At 36.0% G+C, this 21,808-nt stretch carries 27 protein-coding genes; 24 read left to right on the top strand and 3 right to left on the bottom strand.

The window, feature by feature from the left end; all coding sequences use genetic code 11:
- Positions 1-142: 142 nt before the first annotated feature.
- From LF887_RS14240 to LF887_RS14230, 3 genes are all read right to left on the bottom strand, one after another.
- Positions 143-586, bottom strand: coding sequence for a hypothetical protein (locus LF887_RS14240; protein WP_236854911.1), 444 nt, complete (start codon positions 584-586; stop codon positions 143-145).
- The gene (locus LF887_RS14235) at positions 583-1,563 is read right to left on the bottom strand and encodes a heme-binding domain-containing protein (protein ID WP_236854910.1); all 981 of its coding nucleotides are present in this window, start codon (positions 1,561-1,563) and stop codon (positions 583-585) included. The genes LF887_RS14240 and LF887_RS14235 overlap by 4 nt, the downstream gene beginning before the upstream one ends.
- A 261-nt stretch (positions 1,564-1,824) precedes the next feature.
- Positions 1,825-4,044: an NADP-dependent isocitrate dehydrogenase gene (locus LF887_RS14230; protein WP_236854909.1), complete on the bottom strand. Its 2,220-nt coding sequence runs from the start codon at positions 4,042-4,044 to the stop codon at positions 1,825-1,827.
- Positions 4,045-4,359: 315 nt separating this feature from the next.
- Here LF887_RS14230 and tpx point away from each other — a divergent pair, with 315 nt between their 5' ends.
- The 24 genes from tpx (at position 4,360) to LF887_RS14110 (ending at position 21,511) form a co-directional block, all read left to right on the top strand.
- Positions 4,360-4,863, top strand: a complete 504-nt coding sequence (gene tpx / locus LF887_RS14225; RefSeq protein WP_236854908.1) for a thiol peroxidase — start codon at positions 4,360-4,362, stop codon at positions 4,861-4,863.
- 226 nt (positions 4,864-5,089) lie between these two features.
- A complete protein-coding gene (locus tag LF887_RS14220; RefSeq protein ID WP_236854907.1) occupies positions 5,090-5,779 on the top strand; it encodes an alpha/beta hydrolase in 690 nt (229 codons plus the stop codon).
- 86 nt (positions 5,780-5,865) lie between these two features.
- Positions 5,866-6,213 (top strand): VOC family protein, encoded by a 348-nt coding sequence (locus tag LF887_RS14215; RefSeq protein WP_236854906.1) that lies wholly within the window; start codon positions 5,866-5,868, stop codon positions 6,211-6,213.
- A gap of 38 nt (positions 6,214-6,251) precedes the next feature.
- The gene (locus tag LF887_RS14210) at positions 6,252-6,656 is read left to right on the top strand and encodes a glyoxalase superfamily protein (protein ID WP_236854905.1); all 405 of its coding nucleotides are present in this window, start codon (positions 6,252-6,254) and stop codon (positions 6,654-6,656) included.
- 179 nt (positions 6,657-6,835) lie between these two features.
- The gene (locus tag LF887_RS14205) at positions 6,836-8,047 is read left to right on the top strand and encodes a DUF763 domain-containing protein (protein WP_300686191.1); all 1,212 of its coding nucleotides are present in this window, start codon (positions 6,836-6,838) and stop codon (positions 8,045-8,047) included.
- Positions 8,048-8,326: 279 nt separating this feature from the next.
- Entirely contained in the window at positions 8,327-8,917 is a 591-nt protein-coding gene (locus tag LF887_RS14200; protein ID WP_236854903.1) for a Crp/Fnr family transcriptional regulator, read from the top strand.
- Positions 8,918-8,993: 76 nt separating this feature from the next.
- Complete coding sequence (locus LF887_RS14195; RefSeq protein WP_236854902.1) at positions 8,994-9,401, top strand: VOC family protein; 408 nt, start codon at positions 8,994-8,996, stop codon at positions 9,399-9,401.
- 43 nt (positions 9,402-9,444) lie between these two features.
- A complete protein-coding gene (locus LF887_RS14190; protein WP_236854901.1) occupies positions 9,445-9,855 on the top strand; it encodes a VOC family protein in 411 nt (136 codons plus the stop codon).
- A gap of 32 nt (positions 9,856-9,887) precedes the next feature.
- Positions 9,888-10,349: a DinB family protein gene (locus tag LF887_RS14185; protein WP_236854900.1), complete on the top strand. Its 462-nt coding sequence runs from the start codon at positions 9,888-9,890 to the stop codon at positions 10,347-10,349.
- A 60-nt stretch (positions 10,350-10,409) separates the two neighbouring features.
- Positions 10,410-10,934: a DinB family protein gene (locus tag LF887_RS14180; RefSeq protein WP_236854899.1), complete on the top strand. Its 525-nt coding sequence runs from the start codon at positions 10,410-10,412 to the stop codon at positions 10,932-10,934.
- A 3-nt stretch (positions 10,935-10,937) separates the two neighbouring features.
- Positions 10,938-11,714 (top strand): alpha/beta fold hydrolase, encoded by a 777-nt coding sequence (locus LF887_RS14175; protein ID WP_236854898.1) that lies wholly within the window; start codon positions 10,938-10,940, stop codon positions 11,712-11,714.
- Positions 11,715-11,868: 154 nt separating this feature from the next.
- Positions 11,869-12,300 carry a VOC family protein gene (locus LF887_RS14170; RefSeq protein ID WP_236854897.1) on the top strand — a complete coding sequence of 144 codons (432 nt, stop codon included), beginning with the start codon at positions 11,869-11,871 and terminating at the stop codon, positions 12,298-12,300.
- A gap of 77 nt (positions 12,301-12,377) precedes the next feature.
- Complete coding sequence (locus LF887_RS14165) at positions 12,378-12,791, top strand: SRPBCC family protein (RefSeq protein WP_236854896.1); 414 nt, start codon at positions 12,378-12,380, stop codon at positions 12,789-12,791.
- A 17-nt stretch (positions 12,792-12,808) separates the two neighbouring features.
- Complete coding sequence (locus tag LF887_RS14160) at positions 12,809-13,066, top strand: DNA-directed RNA polymerase subunit alpha C-terminal domain-containing protein (RefSeq protein ID WP_236854895.1); 258 nt, start codon at positions 12,809-12,811, stop codon at positions 13,064-13,066.
- A gap of 306 nt (positions 13,067-13,372) precedes the next feature.
- Positions 13,373-14,239 (top strand): VOC family protein, encoded by an 867-nt coding sequence (locus LF887_RS14155; RefSeq protein ID WP_236854894.1) that lies wholly within the window; start codon positions 13,373-13,375, stop codon positions 14,237-14,239.
- A 186-nt stretch (positions 14,240-14,425) separates the two neighbouring features.
- Positions 14,426-14,854 (top strand): SRPBCC domain-containing protein, encoded by a 429-nt coding sequence (locus tag LF887_RS14150; protein ID WP_236854893.1) that lies wholly within the window; start codon positions 14,426-14,428, stop codon positions 14,852-14,854.
- Positions 14,855-14,904: 50 nt separating this feature from the next.
- Positions 14,905-15,360, top strand: a complete 456-nt coding sequence (locus LF887_RS14145; RefSeq protein ID WP_236854892.1) for an SRPBCC family protein — start codon at positions 14,905-14,907, stop codon at positions 15,358-15,360.
- Between the two features lie 57 nt (positions 15,361-15,417).
- Entirely contained in the window at positions 15,418-15,876 is a 459-nt protein-coding gene (locus tag LF887_RS14140) for a DoxX family protein (protein ID WP_236854891.1), read from the top strand.
- Between the two features lie 169 nt (positions 15,877-16,045).
- A complete protein-coding gene (locus LF887_RS14135) occupies positions 16,046-18,049 on the top strand; it encodes an alpha/beta hydrolase family protein (protein WP_236854890.1) in 2,004 nt (667 codons plus the stop codon).
- A 292-nt stretch (positions 18,050-18,341) separates the two neighbouring features.
- Positions 18,342-18,941, top strand: a complete 600-nt coding sequence (locus LF887_RS14130; protein WP_236854889.1) for an RNA polymerase sigma factor — start codon at positions 18,342-18,344, stop codon at positions 18,939-18,941.
- A gap of 12 nt (positions 18,942-18,953) precedes the next feature.
- Complete coding sequence (locus tag LF887_RS14125) at positions 18,954-19,286, top strand: hypothetical protein (RefSeq protein WP_236854888.1); 333 nt, start codon at positions 18,954-18,956, stop codon at positions 19,284-19,286.
- Positions 19,287-19,377: 91 nt separating this feature from the next.
- The gene (locus LF887_RS14120; RefSeq protein WP_236854887.1) at positions 19,378-19,635 is read left to right on the top strand and encodes a hypothetical protein; all 258 of its coding nucleotides are present in this window, start codon (positions 19,378-19,380) and stop codon (positions 19,633-19,635) included.
- A gap of 154 nt (positions 19,636-19,789) precedes the next feature.
- Entirely contained in the window at positions 19,790-20,440 is a 651-nt protein-coding gene (locus LF887_RS14115; RefSeq protein ID WP_236854886.1) for an alpha/beta hydrolase, read from the top strand.
- Between the two features lie 423 nt (positions 20,441-20,863).
- Positions 20,864-21,511 carry a J domain-containing protein gene (locus LF887_RS14110; protein ID WP_236854885.1) on the top strand — a complete coding sequence of 216 codons (648 nt, stop codon included), beginning with the start codon at positions 20,864-20,866 and terminating at the stop codon, positions 21,509-21,511.
- Positions 21,512-21,808: the final 297 nt, after the last annotated feature.

Genomic DNA, 21,808 nt, shown 5'->3' with positions numbered 1-21,808 from the left:
ATTTCAAAAGTTAAATTTATACTTTTTATTGAATATATGATAAAAGGAGCTGATGAATAAAGAATATGTGGTACTTTCTAAATCAGTAAGAATCCGGCACTATTCTATATTTGCAAAAAGCAACCTTTGAGGCTGCTTTTGATTAGGGTCTGCTTACAGGACGATAACTCATGAAATACTGTATTTTTTCCGTTTGATCAGAGTGATTATTTTTTGTCTGGGTATTTTGACTGTCGTAGGTAATATTTCCTCTGTCATCAGTTTTCACTGTTTCAATACTTATCAGTTCACCGGTGATTTTACCGCCAAAGTATTGAGGGTTATCATGATAGCGCCAGGTAACCAATTTCATAAGGGAGCCTCCTTCCGGTTTGAGAGCTTCTTTTGATAAAGATTCGAGGGCTTTTCCGTTTCCATACAGGGCAGACATCGTTTCCTTCTTCGGATTCAGTGATGTAGAGATGAATTTCAGATTGCCGGGATCAAAAACCAGCCTTATCAGTCCCTTATCATTATCCTGATTTTCTTTGCTGCAGGAATTAAGTGAAATAAAACTTGCGAATAAGATCAATAGTGTATGTTTCATTGTTGCTGTAGGTTTTTAATAAGTCTCTGTGTGTTAATTTTCATGGGCACATCGAAAAGATATCCTGTTTTCTCTGCAAGCTGTCTGTGGCAGGCAATACATGATTCTCTAGCAAATGATGCTGTTTTCCCCGTTGGATGAAGTTCATTTCCTGAAAATTTGGCAAATCCCCATCCTTCTGTATCTCCATATTTGTCGGAATCTTTTACCATAAACTGTGCATTCACAAATTCTCCGGCTCTGATTTCTCCATCAGGCAATTCCTGTTGTTTCCATACTGATTTTACTACAATGCTGCCGTCCGGCCATGGGTGAAAGTTTTCAGTTTCAACGGCTTTTACAGCAATGTCATTTCCATAAATAACTCTTATCGAATGATCAAAGAGTGTACTCATGCTGATGACTTTCCAGTTTTTAAAATCATCAGTATACTGAACTCCATTAGGCGAAACGGGAAATTTTGAAAGGTTGAGGTTAGGAGTGGCGTAAGATTCGTGCGTTTCAACCTTCTTTTTGGCAGACTGGCCTGCTGCAGATAATGAAAGAGTGTATTTTTTAATTGTTTCAACATCTTTGTCGGTAATCTTAGCAGAAGGATGCAGAAGGGTATACTCATGAAGAGGCATTTTTCCGTTTTGCATCATATTGAGAATAGCATACATTTTTCCCTGATGCTCACCGGGGGAATACTTTTCCCATTCTGAGAAATTAAGAACTTCCCTTGCTCTTTTTATATCCTTATTCACGGCCCATGAAATGGGAGCTATTTTATCATACCAGCTTAAGTTTTGCTGATTGGAATGGCAGCTGAAACATGAGTTTTCAAGAATGGCAAGGACTTCTTTAGGGGCTTCAACCTTCCCTGTAACAGGTTTTCCTTCCAAAGGCCTGCTGAACAGTTGCAGTCCTCCGAAAATCCCCAATATTGCCAAAAAGACAATCGCAATAGGGTTTCTTTTTTTCTTTACAGTATCCATAACATATTTGTTTTATTTTTCTGGTCCAAAAGTAGGCTGATAAACTTTGATCAGAAATGTAAAACAGGCCGAAGCAGACAAAAGAAAAGGCGAAACAGGAAAATTTTATGCCGGAAAATTAAATGAAAAATCCCGGTGATTCTGCGGTCGGGATTTGAGGGAAATATTCAAGAGGAGCGGGCTTTATCTCACTCACAATTTAAATAAAATAAAAAAGCCCCTTTAAAAAAAAGGAGCTTTTCATTTATATTAAATCAAAGATTAGATTGCATCAATGATTTCATTTAAAACAGTACTAGGTCTCATAGCTGAATACGTTTTATAAGTATCAGTTTTGTAATACCCTTCAATATTTTGAGGCTTACCTTGAGCACCAATTAATTCTGCATTGATTACTTCTTCGTTTTCCTGCATAGCCTGTGCAATCGGAGCAAATTGTTTTGCCAGTTCAGCATCAGCAGTCTGGTTAGCTAAAGCTTCAGCCCAGTACATTGCCAGATAGAAGTGAGAACCTCTGTTATCAATTTGTCCTACTTTTCTTGCAGGAGACTTATCAGTAGCTAAGAATTTAGCATTAGCTTCGTCTAACGCATCAGCTAAAACCTGAGATTTTGTATTTCCCTGAGTTTGAGCTAAATGCTCTAAAGAAGCCTGAAGTGCAAGGAATTCACCTAGAGAATCCCATCTTAAATAACCTTCCTCTAAGAACTGCTCAACGTGTTTAGGAGCAGAACCTCCTGCACCTGTTTCAAATAGGCCACCTCCGTTCATCAATGGAACGATAGAAAGCATTTTCGCAGAAGTTCCAAGCTCAAGGATTGGGAAAAGGTCAGTTAAGTAATCTCTTAATACATTTCCTGAAACAGAGATTGTATCTTTACCTTCTCTTGCTCTCTTAAGAGTTTCAGTCATGGCATCTTTTACATCAAGGATTCTGATGTCAAGACCTGTTGTATCATGATCAGCAAGATATTTTTCTACTTTTTTGATGATTTCTCTGTCGTGAGCTCTTCCTTTGTCTAACCAGAAAATAGCAGGAGTATCAGATAATCTTGATCTGTTTACAGCAAGTTTTACCCAGTCCTGGATCGGAGCATCTTTCGTCTGGCACATTCTGAAGATATCATCTTTTTCTACTTTTTGAGATAGAAGAACATTTCCAGCCTCGTCCTGAACCTCTACAGTTCCGTCAGCAGATAATTGGAAAGTTTTGTCATGAGAACCGTATTCTTCAGCTTTCTGAGCCATTAATCCAACATTAGGAACAGATCCCATAGTTGTGGGGTCTAGTTTTCCATGCGCTTTCATATCATCAATTACAGACTGATAGAAACCTGCATAAGAACGGTCAGGAATGATACATACCGTATCTTCTTCATTTCCTTCCTTGTTCCACATTTTACCTCCGCCTCTTACAAGAGCAGCCATAGATGCGTCAACGATGATGTCTGAAGGTACGTGGAAGTTGGTGATTCCTTTATCAGAATTTACCATAGCCACTCTTGGTCCTGCAGCAAGTGCTTTTTCAATATCAGCTCTGATGTCAGCTTCCTGAGCATTTCCTTTTATTTTTTCAAAAAGATCAGCAAGACCGTTATTTGGATTGATATCTAAAGATTTGAAAGTCTCAGCATATTTAGTGAAAACCTCTTTGAAGAAAGTCTCTACAATAGCCCCGAAAATAATAGGGTCAGAGATTTTCATCATCGTAGCTTTAAGGTGTGCAGAAAGAAGTACATTTCTGTTCTTAGCTTCCTCTATTGCTTCCTGAACGAAAGATCTCAATGCATTTAGGTTCATTACGGAAGAATCGATTACCTCTCCGGCCTGAAGACCTGCGAAATCTTTTAGTACAGATTCAGATCCATCATTTCCTTTGAATACGATTTTGTATTTTGTAGCGTTTTCTAATGTCGTAGAATTTTCTGTTCCATAGAAATCACCATTGTTCATGTGAGCTACATCAGTTTTGCTGTCAGAAGCCCAGTTGCCCATTCTGTGAGGGTTAGCTTTTGCGTAGTTTTTAACAGCTTTTGGAGCACGTCTGTCAGAATTTCCTTCTCTTAATACAGGGTTTACAGCACTTCCTAAAACTTTGGCATATTTAGCTTTGATTGCTTTTTCTTCGTCATTTTTAGGCTCTGCAGGATAATTCGGAACTGCGAAGCCTTTACCTTGTAATTCAGCAATAGCTGCATCCAACTGAGGAACAGAAGCAGAAATATTAGGTAACTTAATGATATTAGCTTCAGGTTTTGTTGCCAATTCTCCAAGTTCAGCTAAAGCATCAACAATTTTCTGGTTATCGTTTAAAAACTCAGGGAAATTAGCTAAAATTCTTCCTGCTAAAGAAATATCCGGAACAGCAATTTCAATATTTGCCGATTTCGTAAAAGCTTTTACAATAGGTAAAAATGAGTGAGTAGCAAGCATTGGAGCTTCATCAGTAAGTGTGTAATAGATTTTTGATTTTTCTGACATTATACTGTAATTTTTTATTTGAAATTTTAAGTCCCACAAATTTACTAAATATGATTGTTTTATTTGAGGTTTTTACATAAAAAAAGAGACCTAATTCTCTTTAAATTAATATCAGGGTAATGGATTACATTCCATTTTTGCTAAAGTGAATGTTAAATCCTGCTTTTAAGTTTTTTTGAAACCAGTATTGAGGCTTCAGGGCGTTAAAATACACGAAAGACTTTTTATTTTCACTTTAAGATTAATTTAACCTTAATCAGGCAGGAAAAAAAATCTTTTTTGATTAAATTTGGAAAACTAAAAAAAATAAATAGTATGTCAACGACAATCACTTTAAAAGGAAACGAAGTACACACAATAGGAACATTACCATCAGTAGGAAGCACAGTAAAAGATTTTGCTTTAGTAGACTCAGGATTAAATGTGAAAAACCTTGAAAGCTTTGAAGGAAAGAGAAAAGTATTCAATATTTTCCCAAGTATTGATACTCCTACCTGCGCTGCTTCCAGCAGAAAATTCAATGAAGAGGCTTCAAAACTGGATAATGCAGTGGTAATCAATGTTTCAAAAGATCTACCATTTGCATTGGGTAGATTCTGTGCAGCAGAAGGACTGAACAATGTAGAAACACTTTCAGACTTCAGAAGCAGCTTTGGTGATGATTACGAAGTGACTATTACGGATTCTCCTTTGAAAGGACTTTTAAGCCGCGCTGTGATTGTTACAGATGAAAATAACAAAGTACTTTACACAGAACAGGTTTCAGAAATAGCTGACGAACCTAATTACGATGCTGCACTTGCTGCACTGAACCAATAGAATAAATAATTTTTGTAAAAGAGCCTTGTAGAATTAATTTTTGCAAGGCTTTTTTTATTTAAAACACAATATATAAACAGAAAACAAATGATGTCCGATCATTACAAGATGGCTGATGAATATTTTGAGAAGCTTTAAGAAGCAGAATTGTTAATTAACTTAAGTTAACACCGGTTTACATTTTTAGATTGTAGCTTTACGTTATCAAAACCTAACACACTTTATTATGGAACAAAAAGACCTAACCATTATTTTGGTACATGGAGCCTGGGGAGATGGCTCTCACTGGCAATATGTTATCCCTTCTCTTGTAAAAGCGGGATACAAAGTAAGAAGCGTTCAGAATCCTTTAACTTCACTTCAGGACGATATTGATAAAACTAAAGATCTTATTGATGCCCAGGAAGGGAAAGTGCTTTTAGTAGGACATTCTTATGGTGGAGCTGTTATTTCAGGCGCTGGAAATCATGATAAAGTAGCAGGGCTGGTTTATATCGCAGCTTTTGCTCCGGATGCAGGAGATAGTTTGGGCTCTCTCTTAGGTAGAAGAGAATCTCCGGGTGGTGCTAGTATCTACCCTGATGATAAAGGATTTTTATGGATCAAATATGATGAATTCCATTCTGCTTTCTCTCAGGACCTTGATGAAGAAAAATCACTTGTAATGGCATTATCCCAAAAACCTATTCATGGACAGTGTTTTGGCGATACAGCGGGCGAACCTGCATGGAAAACGAAGCCAAGCTGGTATCAGATCTCTTTAAAGGACCGTATGATCCCTGCAGAAACAGAAAAGGAGATGGCAGAACGCCTTCAGCCTAAGAAGATTATATCTTTAGATGCGGGACATGCTTCATTAGCTTCACACCCTGAAGAAGTTGCACAGCTGATTTTAGAAGCGGCCTCTTCGCTGTAAACATTAAATAATACTCAATAACTTATCTGTGCCTTGTAAATTTTTGTAATTTCACAAGGCTTTTTTATGATATAATTAAAATCAATATGGTAAAAAGAATTGTTGCGAATATAAAGACAAATGATCTGTCAAAGGCTGATCGCTTTTATCAGGATATCTTGGAACTTGATATCCTGATGGATCATAGCTGGATCAAAACGCTGGGAAATGATGAGGATGCAAAAGTTCAGATCAGCTTTGCCGAACAGGGAGGGAATAATACTGAAGTTCCTTATCTTTCTATTGAAGTGGATAACGTAGATGAAATATACAATAAAATGAAAGATGCCGGTTTTGAAATTATTTATGATTTGACTAACGAAGAATGGGGAGTCCGCAGGTTTTTCGTTAAAGATCCTTTTGGACATACAATCAATATATTGGCGCATTTGTAATGTGGATGAATTATTTTTTTACTATTAAATAACATACGATGAGAGCGGAAAAAATTATACCTATTCTTAGAATTTTCGATAAGCAGAAAACAAAAGAATTTTATGTTGACTGGCTGGGGTTTGAGATAGTCTGGGAACATTATTTTGACGAAAATACCCCTGTTTATATGGAGGTGAAAAGAGAAAACATGATTTTCCATTTAAGTGAACATCACGGTGACGGAACTCCGGGAACTCATGTTGCCATCTGGGGAGAAGGTGTACCGCAATATCATAAAGAACTGATTGACAAAAAATACAAATACAACCGTCCCGGACTTGAAAAAACGTTTTATGGAGCTGTGTCTTTTACCGTTATTGATCCGTTCGGAAATAAAATTTCTTTCGAGGAAGAATATGATGAAGCAAAACATAAAGATCTGGAATTTGCCTTAATTCATTGATTTTACAATTTATAATAATCAAGGACGGTTTTTATGGCCGTTTTTAATGCTGTCTAATTTGTGTGTTTTAAAAAATAAAAAATACAAAAAAATAGAATTGAACAGTTTTCATTTGAATTAAAAGTTGATTGAAATCAGTATTATTTCCGAATATTACAATTAACTTTGTTATCATCAATATGAAACGTTCAGGAACAGCAGATTTACCGTTACACTATGGCAAAGTACCCCCTTGGCTTTATGAACGTATGTCTGTACTGGGTCTCTCCATTATTGAAGTCATTCTGATGGATTACGGTAAAGATGAGGTGCTGCGCCGTTTGGCTGATCCATTTTGGTTTCAGAGCTTTGGAGCGGTAATGGGTATGGACTGGCATTCTTCAGGAATTACCACTTCTGTGATGGGGGCTTTGAAGCGTTCTGTTAATCCTAATTCAGCTTCCCTGGGGCTTTATATTTGTGGCGGAAAAGGCAAACTCTCCAGAGAAACACCCTCAGAACTCATTAGAATTGCAGATCAGACCGGCTTAAACGGGACAGAATTGGTAAGAGCTAGTAAACTTTCTGCTAAAGTAGATAATACAGCCATTCAGGATGGCTATCAGTTATACCTTCATAACTTTATTCTTTCAGATAATGGTAACTGGAGTGTTATTCAGCAGGGTATGCATGAGTCAGACGGAACAGCAAGGCGTTACCACTGGCATTCTGAAAATATAACGTCCTTTGTAGAAGAACCTCATACTGGAATTAATGGAATTTCAAGAGGTAAAATACTTAATCTTACCGATGCCGAAGCTTCAGGAAACAGAAAAGGAATTTTAGATATTTCCCATACCGATTCTGTAGAGGTGATGAGAGATTTTTCTAGATTGATTCTGCCTGCCCATCATGATGTACAGGCGTCTGATGTTGATTTGAAACGGTTGGGAGCGCTTTTATATGTTACCAGAGAGCAACAGCCGCAGAATTTTGAAGATCTGCTGATGCTGGAAGGAGTAGGGCCAAGAACAATGCAGTCTTTAGCTTTAGTGAGTGAAATTATTCACGGGGCACCTTCAAGGTTTGCAGACCCTGCCAGATTTTCCTTCGCCCATGGAGGTAAAGATGGTCATCCTTTTCCTGTGCCTACCCATACCTATGATGAGAGCATCAGTATTCTTAGAAAAGGAATTGAAAAATCAAAACTTGGAAATTCTGACAAACTGAATTCACTGAACAAGCTTCATCAAATCGTAGCAAAGGCTGAGCAAGACTTTACTCCTGATTTTGATATACAGGATATCATTGAAGAAGAAAGGCAAAATTCTTGGCGTTTTGGAGGTAAAACTGTGTTTGGAGATGCCCGGAAACCTAATCCTCCCAAATCTATTCAGCTATCCCTATTTTAAAGAGGTCAAATACTTTGTCTTCTGATTATAAAAATTGATAGTTTTACCCAAAATGTATTCTTACTTCGGAGGAGTGGCAGAATTGTAGATTTGATGGGGGAAATTTATCATATTCAGACCTGTTTTTGGATTGTTGTTTAAGTTTTAGATATTATGAAATATCTTTTATTCCAATATTATATGTGGTGTTTTTCAGGTGTTGAAATTAGTATGTTTAATATTTGTTGTCTTTAATTCAATTAAAAATTTTATTTTTAAAGACTTAAAAAAATGACACCAATGACCAATAGAGCCTTAGAAATATGCTATGATTTCCCTTTTTTTCTACATGAAGAGCTTGATGAGATATTCAAAGCCCATGAGAAAACATCATTCCAAAAAGGCGAATTTATTCTGGAAGAAGGAAAAACAGCCAATGAATACTATATTCTGGACAGCGGCCTGGCCCGCTCATTTGTTAATGACTTTAACGGCAATGAGGTAACCACTCATTTTTTCGTGGAAAATGAAGTGATTATTGAAGTCTTATCCATGTTTCAGAGAATTCCCTCTCAGGAAAATATAGTCTGCATTACAGACTGTGAATGCTGGAAGCTGGATTATGATACCTTTCAGGAATTATTCCATAAAATCCCCAACCTCAGAGAATGGGGAAGGTCCTGGATGTCTAAGGAACTTTTCGACTATAAACAGCGTTCTGTAGAGATGTTTACCCTTTCTGCCACCAAAAGATATCTTAATCTGCTTGAGCAGAAATCTAAAGTAATCCAGTTTGCTCCCTTAAAGCAGATTGCTTCTTATCTGGGAGTTACAGATACTTCTTTGAGCAGGATTCGTAAAGAACTGGTTTCCCATCCCAAGAAAAATTAAATCTTGCCTTATGACAAGTTGATTTTCATCCTGCCTTGGTAATTTTGAATAAAAGTTTAACACTAAAAATTACAAAATGAAAGTCAATCAAATTTACGTCAACCTTCCGGTAAAAGATGTGCAGAGAACAAAAGAATTCTGGACCAAACTTGGTTTTGAAATCAATGAACAGTTTTCAGATGAAAAAGCAATCTGTGTGGTACTGAATGACATCATCTATGTCATGTTTTTGCAGGAAGAGTATTTCAAGACCTTTACCAATAAACCTGTAGCAAAAGAAAATACAAGTCAGGTTATTGTAGCAGCAGGACTCAACAGCCGTGAGGAGGTTGATCAAGTAGTGAATACAGCGGTTGAAAATGGAGCTTACCAGCATGAAGAACCACAGGATTACGGATGGATGTATCAAAACTCCTTCTGGGACCTTGATGGACATGGCTGGAATATGACATTTGCCGATCTGTCTCAAATGCCTTCAGAATAATCCAGAAACGTTTGATTGAAAACTTAACACTAAAAATTACAAAATGAACATCAACGAAATTTATATCAACTTACCTGTAAAAGATGTACAAAAAACCAGAACATTCTGGACAAAGCTTGGCTTTTCTGTCAATGAAAAATTTTCAAATGATAAAGCGGTAAGTGTAATTATGAAAGAAAATCATATTTACGGGATGTTTCTGAAAGAAGATTTTTTCCAGACTTTTACCAATAGACCTTTTGCTAAAGGTGATACTACGCAGGTGCTTCTTGCCATCAGTGTTAGTAGCCGTGATGAAGTAGATCATATGGTAAAAACAGCTATTGAAAACGGAGGTTCAAAATACGGAGAGCCAGTGGATTACGGATGGATGTATCAAAGTAGTTTTGCAGACGTCGATGGACATCAGTGGGAAGTGATGTACGGTGATGACTCCCAAATGCCTTCAGAATAAATATTACCGTCAAATCTATCACATTTTATCCTATGAAAACAAAATCAAACGATATAGAATTCTTGAAAAATCAGGTGGCAGGTACTTACAAAGTCGTTTCCATGAATATAGATGGAGTAAGCGATGAAGAATCAATGATTTTTCCTAATGGAGAAGCCAATTGTATGAATTGGATTTTCGGACACCTTATTTATATCCGAAATGCTTTCCTTAATATTTTGGGCGAAGAGGCAGTTTGGGATAGTGCTCAATTTTCATGCTATAACAGAGGCGAAATACCTTTGAACCGAAAAGAAGAATTTGTAAGTTTTGAAGAATTAAAATCATATTTCAGACAAAGCCAGGATAAACTGGAAGCAAAACTTGAAATTCTTGAAAGTTTGAATACTGAATGGATCAAAGATATCTCCAACCTGAGTCTGCACGAGATTTACCATAGCGGGCAATTAGGCTATCTACGGAGGCTCCTTGGGAAACCCGGGGCTATAAAATAAAATTGAAAAAAGGACATATTGCCTTTTCTACAAAAAAATAATCCATAAAAGAACAACAAAATGAACACTCCAATATCAAAAAAAATGGAAGTCATTATTCCGGCTTACAGAATGCACAGTCAGAACTTTATAAATGTTTTGGATGGCATTTCGGAAGAAGATGCATTGAAAAGAATTGAAAATAAAACCAATCATATTGTATGGATGGCAGGAAACTTTGTCAATGTGCGATATGGGCTTGGCTGGGTGTTGGGTCTGCAGGAGCAGGACCCGTATAATGATCTGTTCTTTCAGGGAAAATCATTAGATGAAAGTATAAAATACCCAACTTTAGCTGACCTTAAGAAAAACTTTCATGACATTTCGGCTAAAGTATACCAGAAACAACTGGAAGTATCGGATGAAGAACTGGAAGAAATCTTTGAAATAGGGATGAATATTCCCTTTGTCAAAGAAACAAAGCTCAATTTTGCAGGAATGTGCATTGGGCGTGAGGATTATCTATGCGGGCAGATTGGCCTCATGCGAAGAATATTAAATTATCCCGGAATGAAATATGAAGTGGATGAAAATCTTAAATATTAACTCATGATTCCGGTAGAAAAAGGATACAAAAAAGTCAACGGAATCCAGCTGTATTATGAGATTTATGGATCCGGAAGCCCGCTGGTTCTTATTCATGGTGGGGGTTCTTCTATAACATATGATTTTCAGGAAGTCATCGCAAGGCTTGAAAATAAATTTCAGCTAATCGGTATAGACCTTCAAAATCATGGAAGGAGTGAACACCGCGATATTCCTGAAACATTTGAACAGGATGCCGATGATGTTGCTGCACTTTTGGCAGAAATAAATATTCATAAAGCCTCATTTTGGGGGTTTAGTAATGGAGGGAATACAGCAATGCAGATAGTTCACCGTTATCCTAAACTGGTAGAAAAGTTGGTTGTAGCCTCCGCTTTTTATAAAAAAAACGGTATGATAGAAGGCTTTTTTGAAAGAATGCAGGATGCAACTTTTGATTCGATGCCGGAACCGTTAAAAATTAACTTTTTAAATCTCAATCCGGACTTTTCAAAGCTGGAAAATCTTTTTGATAAAGATTGCCGGAGAATGCAGACTTTTCAGGATTGGGATGATGAAATACTGGCTTCTATACAATCACCTGCACTATTCATCAGCGGTGATAAAGATGTGATGAAACCCGAGCATACAGCTGCGATGTGGCGTTTGGTGAAAGGTTCTCAGCTGATGATACTTCCTGGAACACATGGCGCTTATATGATGGCTGACTTTGATGGTAGTATCAATGAAGACTTAATTGATTTTACAGTTAACGAAGTGGAAAAATTTTTAACTCATTAAATTTCCGAAGAAGGTAAGTAATATCAGATGAAAGTATGTTGACCATAAATTTTAAAATCAATGTATTCCTGCTTCTCTTATCCCTTTGATACTGCTTTTAATGATTAATTCAATCCGGATCTTATAAAAAATATAACATTTAAAATTAAAAATCATGGCTAAATTAAATCCGTATTTAAATTTCAATGGAACAGCAGAAGAGGCATTCCATTTTTACAAATCTATTTTTGGAGGTGACTTTGTAGGAGGTATTCACAAAATGGGAAATGCTCCGGGCACAGAGAACCTTTCGGATGAAGAAAAAAACAGAGTGATGCATATCGCATTGCCTGTCGGAAACGATCTTTTAATGGCTTCAGATATTGTTCCGGGATTTGGACAGACTCTGACAGTTGGGAATAATAACTATGTTTCTGTTTTTCCCGATTCAAGAGACGAAGCAGACAGAATTTTCAAAGGGCTGTCTGAGGGCGGAAATATAGAAATGCCAATTGAAGATCAGTTTTGGGGAGATTATTTCGGAAGTTTTCAGGATAAATATGGCGTTCATTGGATGGTGAACTATAATACAGAATACACAAAATAATCCTATCTTTAGCTAAATTATTAGAAGAGGTGTCCGTTTCGGACAGCTCTTTTGTCTAATCATCAAAATACAGAACTATGGATCCAATTACAATAGACATCACAATTCTGGCACCGGTAGAAAAGGTGTGGAATTATTTCAATGAGCCCAAGCATATTACAAAATGGAATTTTGCCCACGAAAGCTGGCATTGTCCTAGTTCTGAAAATGACCTTAAAGTGGGAGGGAAATTTAAAAACAGAATGGAGGCTAAAGATAAAAGCTTTGCATTTGATTTTGAAGGGATATACGATGAAGTTGTTCCCTATGAAATAATAAAATACCATTTGGAAGATGGACGAAAAGTGGAGGTAATCTTTGAGACAATAGATGAGAACACAACAAAGATTATAGAAATTTTCGATCCGGAAAAGCAGAATTCTGTGGAAATGCAGAGAGAAGGCTGGTATGCCATCCTCAATAATTTCCATAAGTATGTTGAGAATCACTAAAAATATTTTTTGTAGTCATGATCAATCTAGTAATCATGTCAAAGAGCTTACATTCCATTGATGCGGTGAACTATGACCCTCAGGATGGTTTCCTTCAGGGAGTGATTGCCATTTCGGCCAGAAAAGCCCTGGAAAAGGAAAAAATAGACTCTTTGGAAAAGCTGTCGGATTATTCTGAAAAGGAAATTATGCAGCTTCATGGTTTCGGAAAAAATACATTGGTGAAGCTAAAAGATTATATGAGAGAACACCAGTGTTTTTTTAAAGAAACATAAAGGTATATAAAACAGGAAAATTGGTAATGTCATTGCAGTCAAAGTTGAGAAATACTTCTCTGAAGGCAAAGGCAAGGTCTTTTCTTTGCTATATGTTCTACGAAATAGCTAAGATCAATCAACGAAAAAAGTACCCGCTTCAAAGCATATAATTCAGAAGAAAATAAAACGGAATATGCCATCCCATTCTTAAAAATAAAAAAGAAAATTTCTCAATAATTTTATAGATGATTGCGTATTATTGATCCCGCAAAGTAGGTGTTAGAAAACAAACGGACTACATTTTCAATATTAAAATTAAAAGTTATGAACAACGATATTTTTCCATGTCTCTGGTATGATGGAGACGCGAAAGAGTCTGCAGAATTTTATTGTAAAATTTTTGGAGGCGAGATTACAACAGATACTCCTGTTGTGATGAACATTGATCTTTTCGGTCAACGAATAATGTTACTGAATGGAGGCGCGCAGTTTAAAAAAAATGCATCCGTTTCTTTGATGGTCATCTGTGAAACCGAAGATGAGGTTCAAAAATACTGGAACCAGCTGTCAGATGGAGGAATGCCTCTGATGGACCTGAGTTCCTATTCATGGAGTAAAAAATATGGATGGATTCAGGATAAATATGGAGTTTCTTGGCAGTTATTTTTAGGCGATAAAGCCGGTGAACAGAAAATTGTTCCTACAATGATGTTTATTCATGATAATAATGGTAAAGCCAAAGAAGCTATGGAGCTTTATACTAAGACCTTCCTGAACTCAAGCATTGGAAATATATTAAAATATGGTGAAGGAAGTGAAGGTCATGATACTCAGGAACCTGCCGAAAATGTTCAGCATGCTCATTTTGTAATCGATCATTACAGTTTATTCTGTATGGATAATTCTTATGACCATTCATTCGATTTCAATGAAGGAATTTCAATGGTGGTAATGACGGATGATCAGCAGCAGACAGACAATTACTGGAATGCCCTTACCTCAGATGGCGGAAGAGAAAGCATGTGCGGCTGGCTGAAAGATAAATATGGTTTTAGCTGGCAGATTGTTCCTAAAAGATTGATTCAGCTAATGAATGATTCCAATCAGGAAAAAGCATATAAAGTAGTGCAGGCGATGATGAAAATGCAGAAAATCATTATTCAGGATCTTGAAGATGCTTATAATTCTTAAATTACTTCCTTTTATTAGGGTTTAGAGAAAAAAGATCAGCTTTTGAAGAAACTGCCTCTATTACAGGAAAATTCATTCACTCAGTGGCGGTGATTTTGTGGACGGATAGAGATTAAGAATTCATTCTTGGTCTGATAGTTGGTGTGATATCTTAAATCACTTGTTTACAATAAAAATTTAAATAATATGGAAGAATTATCATACGAAATTGAGATCAATGCAGAACCAGAAAAAGTATGGAGTGTTCTTTGGGGAGATATTACCTATAGACAATGGACAACCGCTTTTTCGGAAGGATCTTTTTATGAAGGAACCCTTGAAGAAAATAATATCATTAAGTTTCTTGACACCAAACAGAACGGAATGTACAGCAGGGTCGAAAAAGTGATTGCAAATGAAGAGATTAAATTTCTCCATCTGGGTGAAATTTATGAAGGGATTGAAGTTCCTCAGAATTGGGGTGATGCTACCGAAACCTTTTTTCTTGAAGAAAACGAAGAAGGAACCCTGTTGAAAGTGAAAATTATGTCTTCAGAAGAATTTAAAGATTTTTTTGAAGAAAAGTATCCAAAAGCATTGATGATCATTAAGCACCTTTGTGAAAATCAGCTTTAAACTAAAGTGATATAAAACGCACCAACCCGTAATCTCAAAAATCTAAAAATATGGAAACCCTGTCATATGAAACAGTTATTGATGCTCCCCTGCAAAAAGTATGGGACATTCTCTGGAGCCCGGAAACATATAGCCAATGGACTCAGTATTTTGGAACAGGTTCAATCATGAAATCCGACTGGAAAGTAGGGGGAACTACCTATTTCCTCAATCATAAAGGAGAGGGGATAGTTTCCACTATTGACAGTCTGGATGAGCCGAATCAAATTGTTTTTAAACATTTAGGATTGATAAAGGATGGTACAGAAGATACCCAGAGTAAAGAGGTGATGGAATGGAGCGGGTATTCTGAAAAATATTTTTTGATTGATTTTGACGGAAAGACAAAACTTCATACAGAAATCCAGACAGAAAAAGAATGGGAAGATCATATGAATACAGGTTTTACGAAAGGGCTGATGGTGGTGAAGAGCCTGGCAGAAGGAGTCAATTTGACTTCAGTATAAATAAGTAAGGATACATTATAGAAGAATATATTTTCTAATTCCTGCAACTTTACAACTATGAAACTATTAGTAATTATTTTCGCCACATTTATACTGGCTTTGCTAGGGACTTTTCTAATTCATGGGAAACCGGATTTCTTATTTTCCGGAAATCTTGGAATGGCTGTATTCATCATCTTTACAGGTCTGTCACATTTCAAATTTCAGAAAGGGATGGCAATGATGATTCCGGATTTTATTCCTGCTAGAATGTTTTGGGTGTACTTTACGGGTATTATAGAAATTGCTGCGGGAGTAGGATTGATGATTCCGTCACTTCGTGAACTGACCGCAATTTTACTGATCATTTTTTATGTATTGGTTTTTATAGCCAACATTCATTCTTCCCAAAAAAGGATTAATATTTTCAAAGCTGATTATACCGGCCCGGGGATGAAATACCTTTATAACCAAAGAATTCCTATGCAGATTATTTTAATTGCGTGGACCTGGTATTTCGGTATTTATCTGAACTAAAATAAAAAGACAGTTTATTGGCTGTCTTTTTTACATATTCGAAATGTTTTTTTAGATTAATACTGTAACATTTTATACGGTTGGAGCGTCTTATTGTATAAAAGTATTTACTTTTTATTGATTTAAAAATTAAATATTTTTGCTTTTTTAACCTTTAAAAACATTAATCATGAATCTAAATCACAAAATTCTAGGCACAATTTGCATAGTATTGCCAGCTATTATGATTAACGCACAAAGTTCTACCACCAAATTACCCGGAGATCCAACTTTACCTTCTAATAAAGCGAGTATTGAGAAACTTATTTCTTATGATAAAGGAAACTTCAAATATAAAGTTGAAGATTACTTTGCAAGACCTAAGGCTTCCGGATTTAAATTATCTCCGGATGGAAAATATCTTTCCTACAAAGAAAAAGATAAGGACAGCAAAAATCATGTCTACGTCAAAGATCTGGGAACAGGAAAAATCACCAAAGCAATTGTTGAAAAAGACGATCTGATCAAGAGCTACGGATGGCTCAATAAAAAGCGTCTTTTTTATACCCAGGATAAAGGAGGTAATGAGAATATCCACCTTTATGCAGCTGATGCTGACGGAAGCAACCTTAAGGACTTAACCCCGTTTGAAGGCATTACCTTAGGGACCATAAGACCTATAAAAGATACAGATTTTGTTGTGGTTACCATGAACAAAAACAATAAGCAGATTTTTGAACCTTATAAAATCAATTTTGTAACAGGTGAGATTACCCAGCTTTACGAAAATAAAGATGTCAACAGTCCTATTGATGATTATATTTTTGATAAAGACGGAAACCTGAGAGGGTATATTGTCCTTGAAAACGGGTTAACCTCAAAAACCTATTATAAAGATCTGCAGACCGGGAAATTTAATCTTCTTAAATCGACAGACTGGTCAGATACATTTAGTATTATCAGATTCAATGATAATTCTAAAAATAAAGACGAAGCATTTGTGATAACAAATTTAGACAGTGACAAAACGAGAATTGTTTTGTATGATCTGAAGAAAAATTCAGTGATCAGAGAAGTTTATTCCAACCCGGTATATGATGTCAGTTCTGTAAGTGTTGCGGGTAAAAACAGAAACTATGAACTGGATTATATCAGTTATGAGGGGGTAAAAGGAGAAACTGTTCCGGTAAGTAAATTCTATAAAGAAATTGATGATAAATTAAAATCGCAATTTAAAGATAAAGAGTTTTCTGTAGTTTCGTCTGACGATAATAATGATAAACTTCTGGTAATAGTTACCAGTGATAAATTATATGGTGCTTATTATGAATATGATACCAAAACGAAAGAACTGAAGCTTCTTTACAATCTTATGCCGCAGCTTAAAGAAGAAGATATGGCTGAAATGAGACCGATTGAATTCAAAAGCAGAGATGGCTTGATAGTCCGTGGATATATTACACTGCCAAAAGCTGCTTTAGATGGTAAAAAAGTTCCTTTAGTTGTTAATCCTCATGGCGGCCCGCAGGGGGTAAGGGACAGCTGGGGGTTCAATCCTGAAACACAGTTGTTTGCCAGCAGAGGGTATGCCACGCTTCAGATCAACTTCAGGATTTCAGGAGGATATGGAAAGGAATTTCAGAAAGCCGGATATAAGCAGATCGGAAGAAAAGCGATGGATGATGTGGAAGATGGAGTGAAATATGCCATTAGTCAGGGATGGATTGATAAAGATAGAATAGCAATTTACGGAGGAAGTCATGGTGGATATGCAACCTTAATGGGATTGATCAAAACACCGGATTTATATGCATGCGGAGTAGATTATGTAGGAGTGTCGAATATCTTTACATTCTTTGATTCTTTCCCGGAATACTGGAAGCCTTATAAAGAAATGGTAAAACAGATCTGGTATGACCTTGATAATCCCGAAGAAGCAAAAATTGCTAAAGAAGTTTCCCCGGTTTTTCAGATTGCCAAAATTAAAAAACCACTATTTGTAGTGCAGGGAGCCAATGACCCGAGAGTAAATATCAATGAATCTGATCAGATTGTAAAAGCAATGCGTGCTAAAGGATTTGAAGTACCTTATATGGTAAAATATGATGAAGGGCACGGATTCGGGAAAGAGCCGAACAGAATTGAACTGTATAAATCGATGTTAGGATTTTTTGCAGAAAATTTTAATAAATAAAACATAAATTTTATCGTAATAGAATCGGAAGGCATTATGTCTTCCGATTCTTTTTATCACAGCTGAGGCACTGGATATCGGTAATAAATTTTATCCCCGATAGCAGCGGTTACCCAGCAGTAATGGTTGGAGGGCCATAGGGCGATGAGTATGAGCATATACCGGGAAATAGGTCCCTGAAAACAGTAAATAAAGCAGAATAAGCAATTTATTATATGAAACAGAAGCTCACTGAATAAAAGAAAAATTGAATTTTGAGAAAAATATTTTAAATTTATTAAAGTAAACCCCAATGGATAATCGTCATATCAATATGGAGGTTGTCGAAAAAATAACAATGCCACAGAAAGAGAAAGAAAGCATCATCTCACAGACCGTTTCCAACTACGGAGGGAAGCTGATGTCCTATATTCGTCCTAAAGTGAAAAATGCAGAAGATGCAGAAGATATTCTGCAGGAAGTGTGGTATCAGTTCAGCAGCATTACCAATCTCTCTGAGATTGTAAATGTAGGGGGGTGGCTTTACAGAGTGACAGCTAATAAAATCACAGACCGCTACCGAAAAAAGAAAACAGAAAATCTGGAAGATTTTGTCTACGAAGATGATGATGGAGAGTTTTCCATCAAAGATATCTTGCTTATGGATGAAAGCGCAGGTCCTGAAGTAAAGATGTTTCAGGATGAGATCTGGAAAAAGCTGTTTGAAGCTCTTGATGAACTCCCCGAAAAACAAAGGCTGGTGTATATGGAAAATGAATTGAACGACAGGACGCTCCAGGAAATAGCCGATGAACAGGGAGAAAACATCAAAACTATCATTAGCCGGAAAAACTATGCTGTGAAGCATTTAAGAAACAGATTGAGAGAATTATACGAAGATTTAAAAAGTTAGTAAAAAGAAATTATGAATTATAAACACAAAAAGGGCTGGATTTTTTTATTATTATGTCCACCGTTAATTTTTGTAGCCGTTACATGGATTGTAATGTTGCTTTGGAATTGTCTGCTTCCTGAGATTCTAGGAGCGAAGACCATTACATTCTGGCAGGCAATGGGAATTCTGATCTTGAGTAAAATTCTTTTTGGAGGTTTTCATTTTGGAAAAGGAATGAAAGATTTTAAGGAAAGAAAAATGAGACAGAAAATGGAAAGCTGGTCCCCTGAAGAAAGAGAAAAATTTAAGGAAGTATGGAGAAATAAATGTTCAGGAGGATTCTTCAACAGAAATAACGAATAATTTGAAAACTTTAAAGAAGTAGTAAAGTAAAATTAAGATTCATTCGTCTATATAAAAAATAAGAAGTAGTAAAATTTAAAATTTTGAAAAAATGAAAAATTCAACATTAAAAGGAGCTCTTGGAGCATTAGCCGTTGTAGGGGTAGCATTGATTGCTAAAAAAGCTATCGAGAGAAAAAGATTTATCAGAGGAATTTTTGATGAATACGGAATCAAAGAAAAATCGCCTTTCGGGCTTGCAGATAAGATCAGAGAAATGAATGATGAGGATTATCAGGAACTGAAAGGGAAATTCAAAAAAGAATTCCATTCAAAATGCTGCAGAAAAGAGAATAACTGCGAAGCATAAGAAGTAAAAAACTAAATTGAAATTGTTAGACTCCGGCTCGGGAAGCTTTGCTTCCCGAGCCGGAGTCTTTTTATAAAGTAAATTAGACCATACTCTTCATATAAAATGTATTTAAGTACTAACTTTGTTTTTTTATTATAGATTGTGAAGTATTATGGAATTTAAAAAAATCTCTATTTCAGCAATTCTGCTTTTTTCTTGTGTAACAGTTTTTGGGCAGAAACCTAAAGAAGAGGAGAAACAGTATATTTTCTTTTTACATAATAAATTCCTTGAAGATCATTCACTGGAAGAAGCACATCCCAAATATGGAGTGGCAGAATACGAACCTATACTTTTGGAACTGAAAAAAGGGAACACTATAGTTATTTCAGAAAAGAGAAAGGCGGGTACGGATCCCTCAGCCTATGCACTGAAGGTGAAAAAGCAGGTAGATAGTCTTATGAAAAAAGGAATTTCTGCGGATCATATCAGTATTATAGGGACTTCTCAGGGAGGGTATATCGCACAGTACGTTTCTTACTATGAAAAAAATCCGCAGTTAAAATTTGTATTTATTGGTTCCAGTTTTGAAAATGATTCTTTAGAAAAAGATAAGAATTTCAGACTGTATGGGAAGATACTTTCTATTACTGAAAAATCAGATGATGGGCATGTACAGCTCTCACAGGAGCAGCGTTTTATCAGGTCCGGAATTAAAGATTTTAAAGAAATAGAACTGAATACAGGATTAAATCATGGTTTTCTTTTTAAAACACTCAATGACTGGATTGTTCCGGCTAAAGATTGGATCTACCGGAAATAAGCTCTCCTATTTTTTCTTATATAAAGTTGATATTTCCCACTACACTGCATTTTCGTTAGAATGATAAAAACTTTGCGTCTTTGCGAGTTTCCAACTTGTGTATTTTTTGCTGGAGCATCGTAAAGACGCAAGATATTATATCACAGGACGTTTTTCAAAGGAAAGAATTTTTTTCTACGATACATTAATGATCATCTTTAAAAGTATTTTTTAGTTAGAATCATAATAGCTGAAAATCATTGATTTTCTTGCGCCTTAAATCATACAAAAAGAAAAAAAACTTAGTGTCTTTGTGTTTCCCAACCTTTAGACTAAAGAAGATAATCTTTGATATACAATGGTTTTTTAATCTATTTCCGCCAAAAAAAATTACCCTAAACATCAAACACAAAGAAAAATAAATTCTTATTTTTGTATTGATTAATGAAAGATTACTACTATTTTCTCGGTATATCCCAGGATGCTTCAGAAGAAGACATCAAAAAAGCTTATCGAAAGCTGTCTTTAAAATACCATCCGGATAAAAATGACAACGATGACTTTTTTGCAGACCGTTTCCGTGAGATTCTGGAAGCTTATGAAACATTGAGTGATCCGGGCAGAAGACATGCCTATGATCAGAATTTAGAAAGTCAGCAGAAAAGTTTCAGGTATACTATTCCGCCTGCCATAAAAACTTTTGCGGCGAATAAGATTCATGCAAAAAAAGGAGAGGAGATTATCATCAGCTGGCAGACCAATAATGCTGATGTGGTAAAAGTGCTGCCTTTCGGGCTGGAAAAGCCTTACGGAGAAAGGATTTTTAAAATTACAGAATTTAAAGATGGTAAATTCCAGCTTTTGCTTCATGCTACCAACTCGCTTCTGAATAAAACGGCTGTTCAGGGCATTACAATAACAGAAGTTTTTGAAAATAACACAGAGAAATTCAAAAACTCAGCAGAAGAAATGTTTAAACCTCAGCCTGTAACAAGAATAAACAGGACTGGTCAGCCTAAAATTATAATGCTGATTTGGGGGATCATTATATTGGCAATTGCTATATATATGCTGATCAGAAATTTCAGTTAACTTATGCCATTTTCTTTCTTCCCGGGCATTTTTTACATCTTTTCCCTTTCTTGAATTTTTTGCAGCATGATTTCTTTTCACAGAACATCTCTTCGTTACCGAATGTGTAAGGGGCCAAAGGCGGTACTTTAAATGGGACAATCATATTCATGATGCAAATATATTAATTTAGAATAAATATAATTAATAAAATTTCATAAAATTCTTTAAACCTGATCAATAGCAAAAACAGCCTCTTTCAAAAGCTGCCAATTGTATCGGAATTCGCAAGAAAACCAGTCTTCAATCCTCATAATC

The organism is Chryseobacterium sp. MEBOG06, from assembly GCF_021869765.1.
Taxonomy (GTDB): Bacteria; Bacteroidota; Bacteroidia; order Flavobacteriales; family Weeksellaceae; genus Chryseobacterium.
Note: the sequence above shows the minus strand (reverse complement) of the source record. Positions and strands in the feature narration are given on the sequence as shown.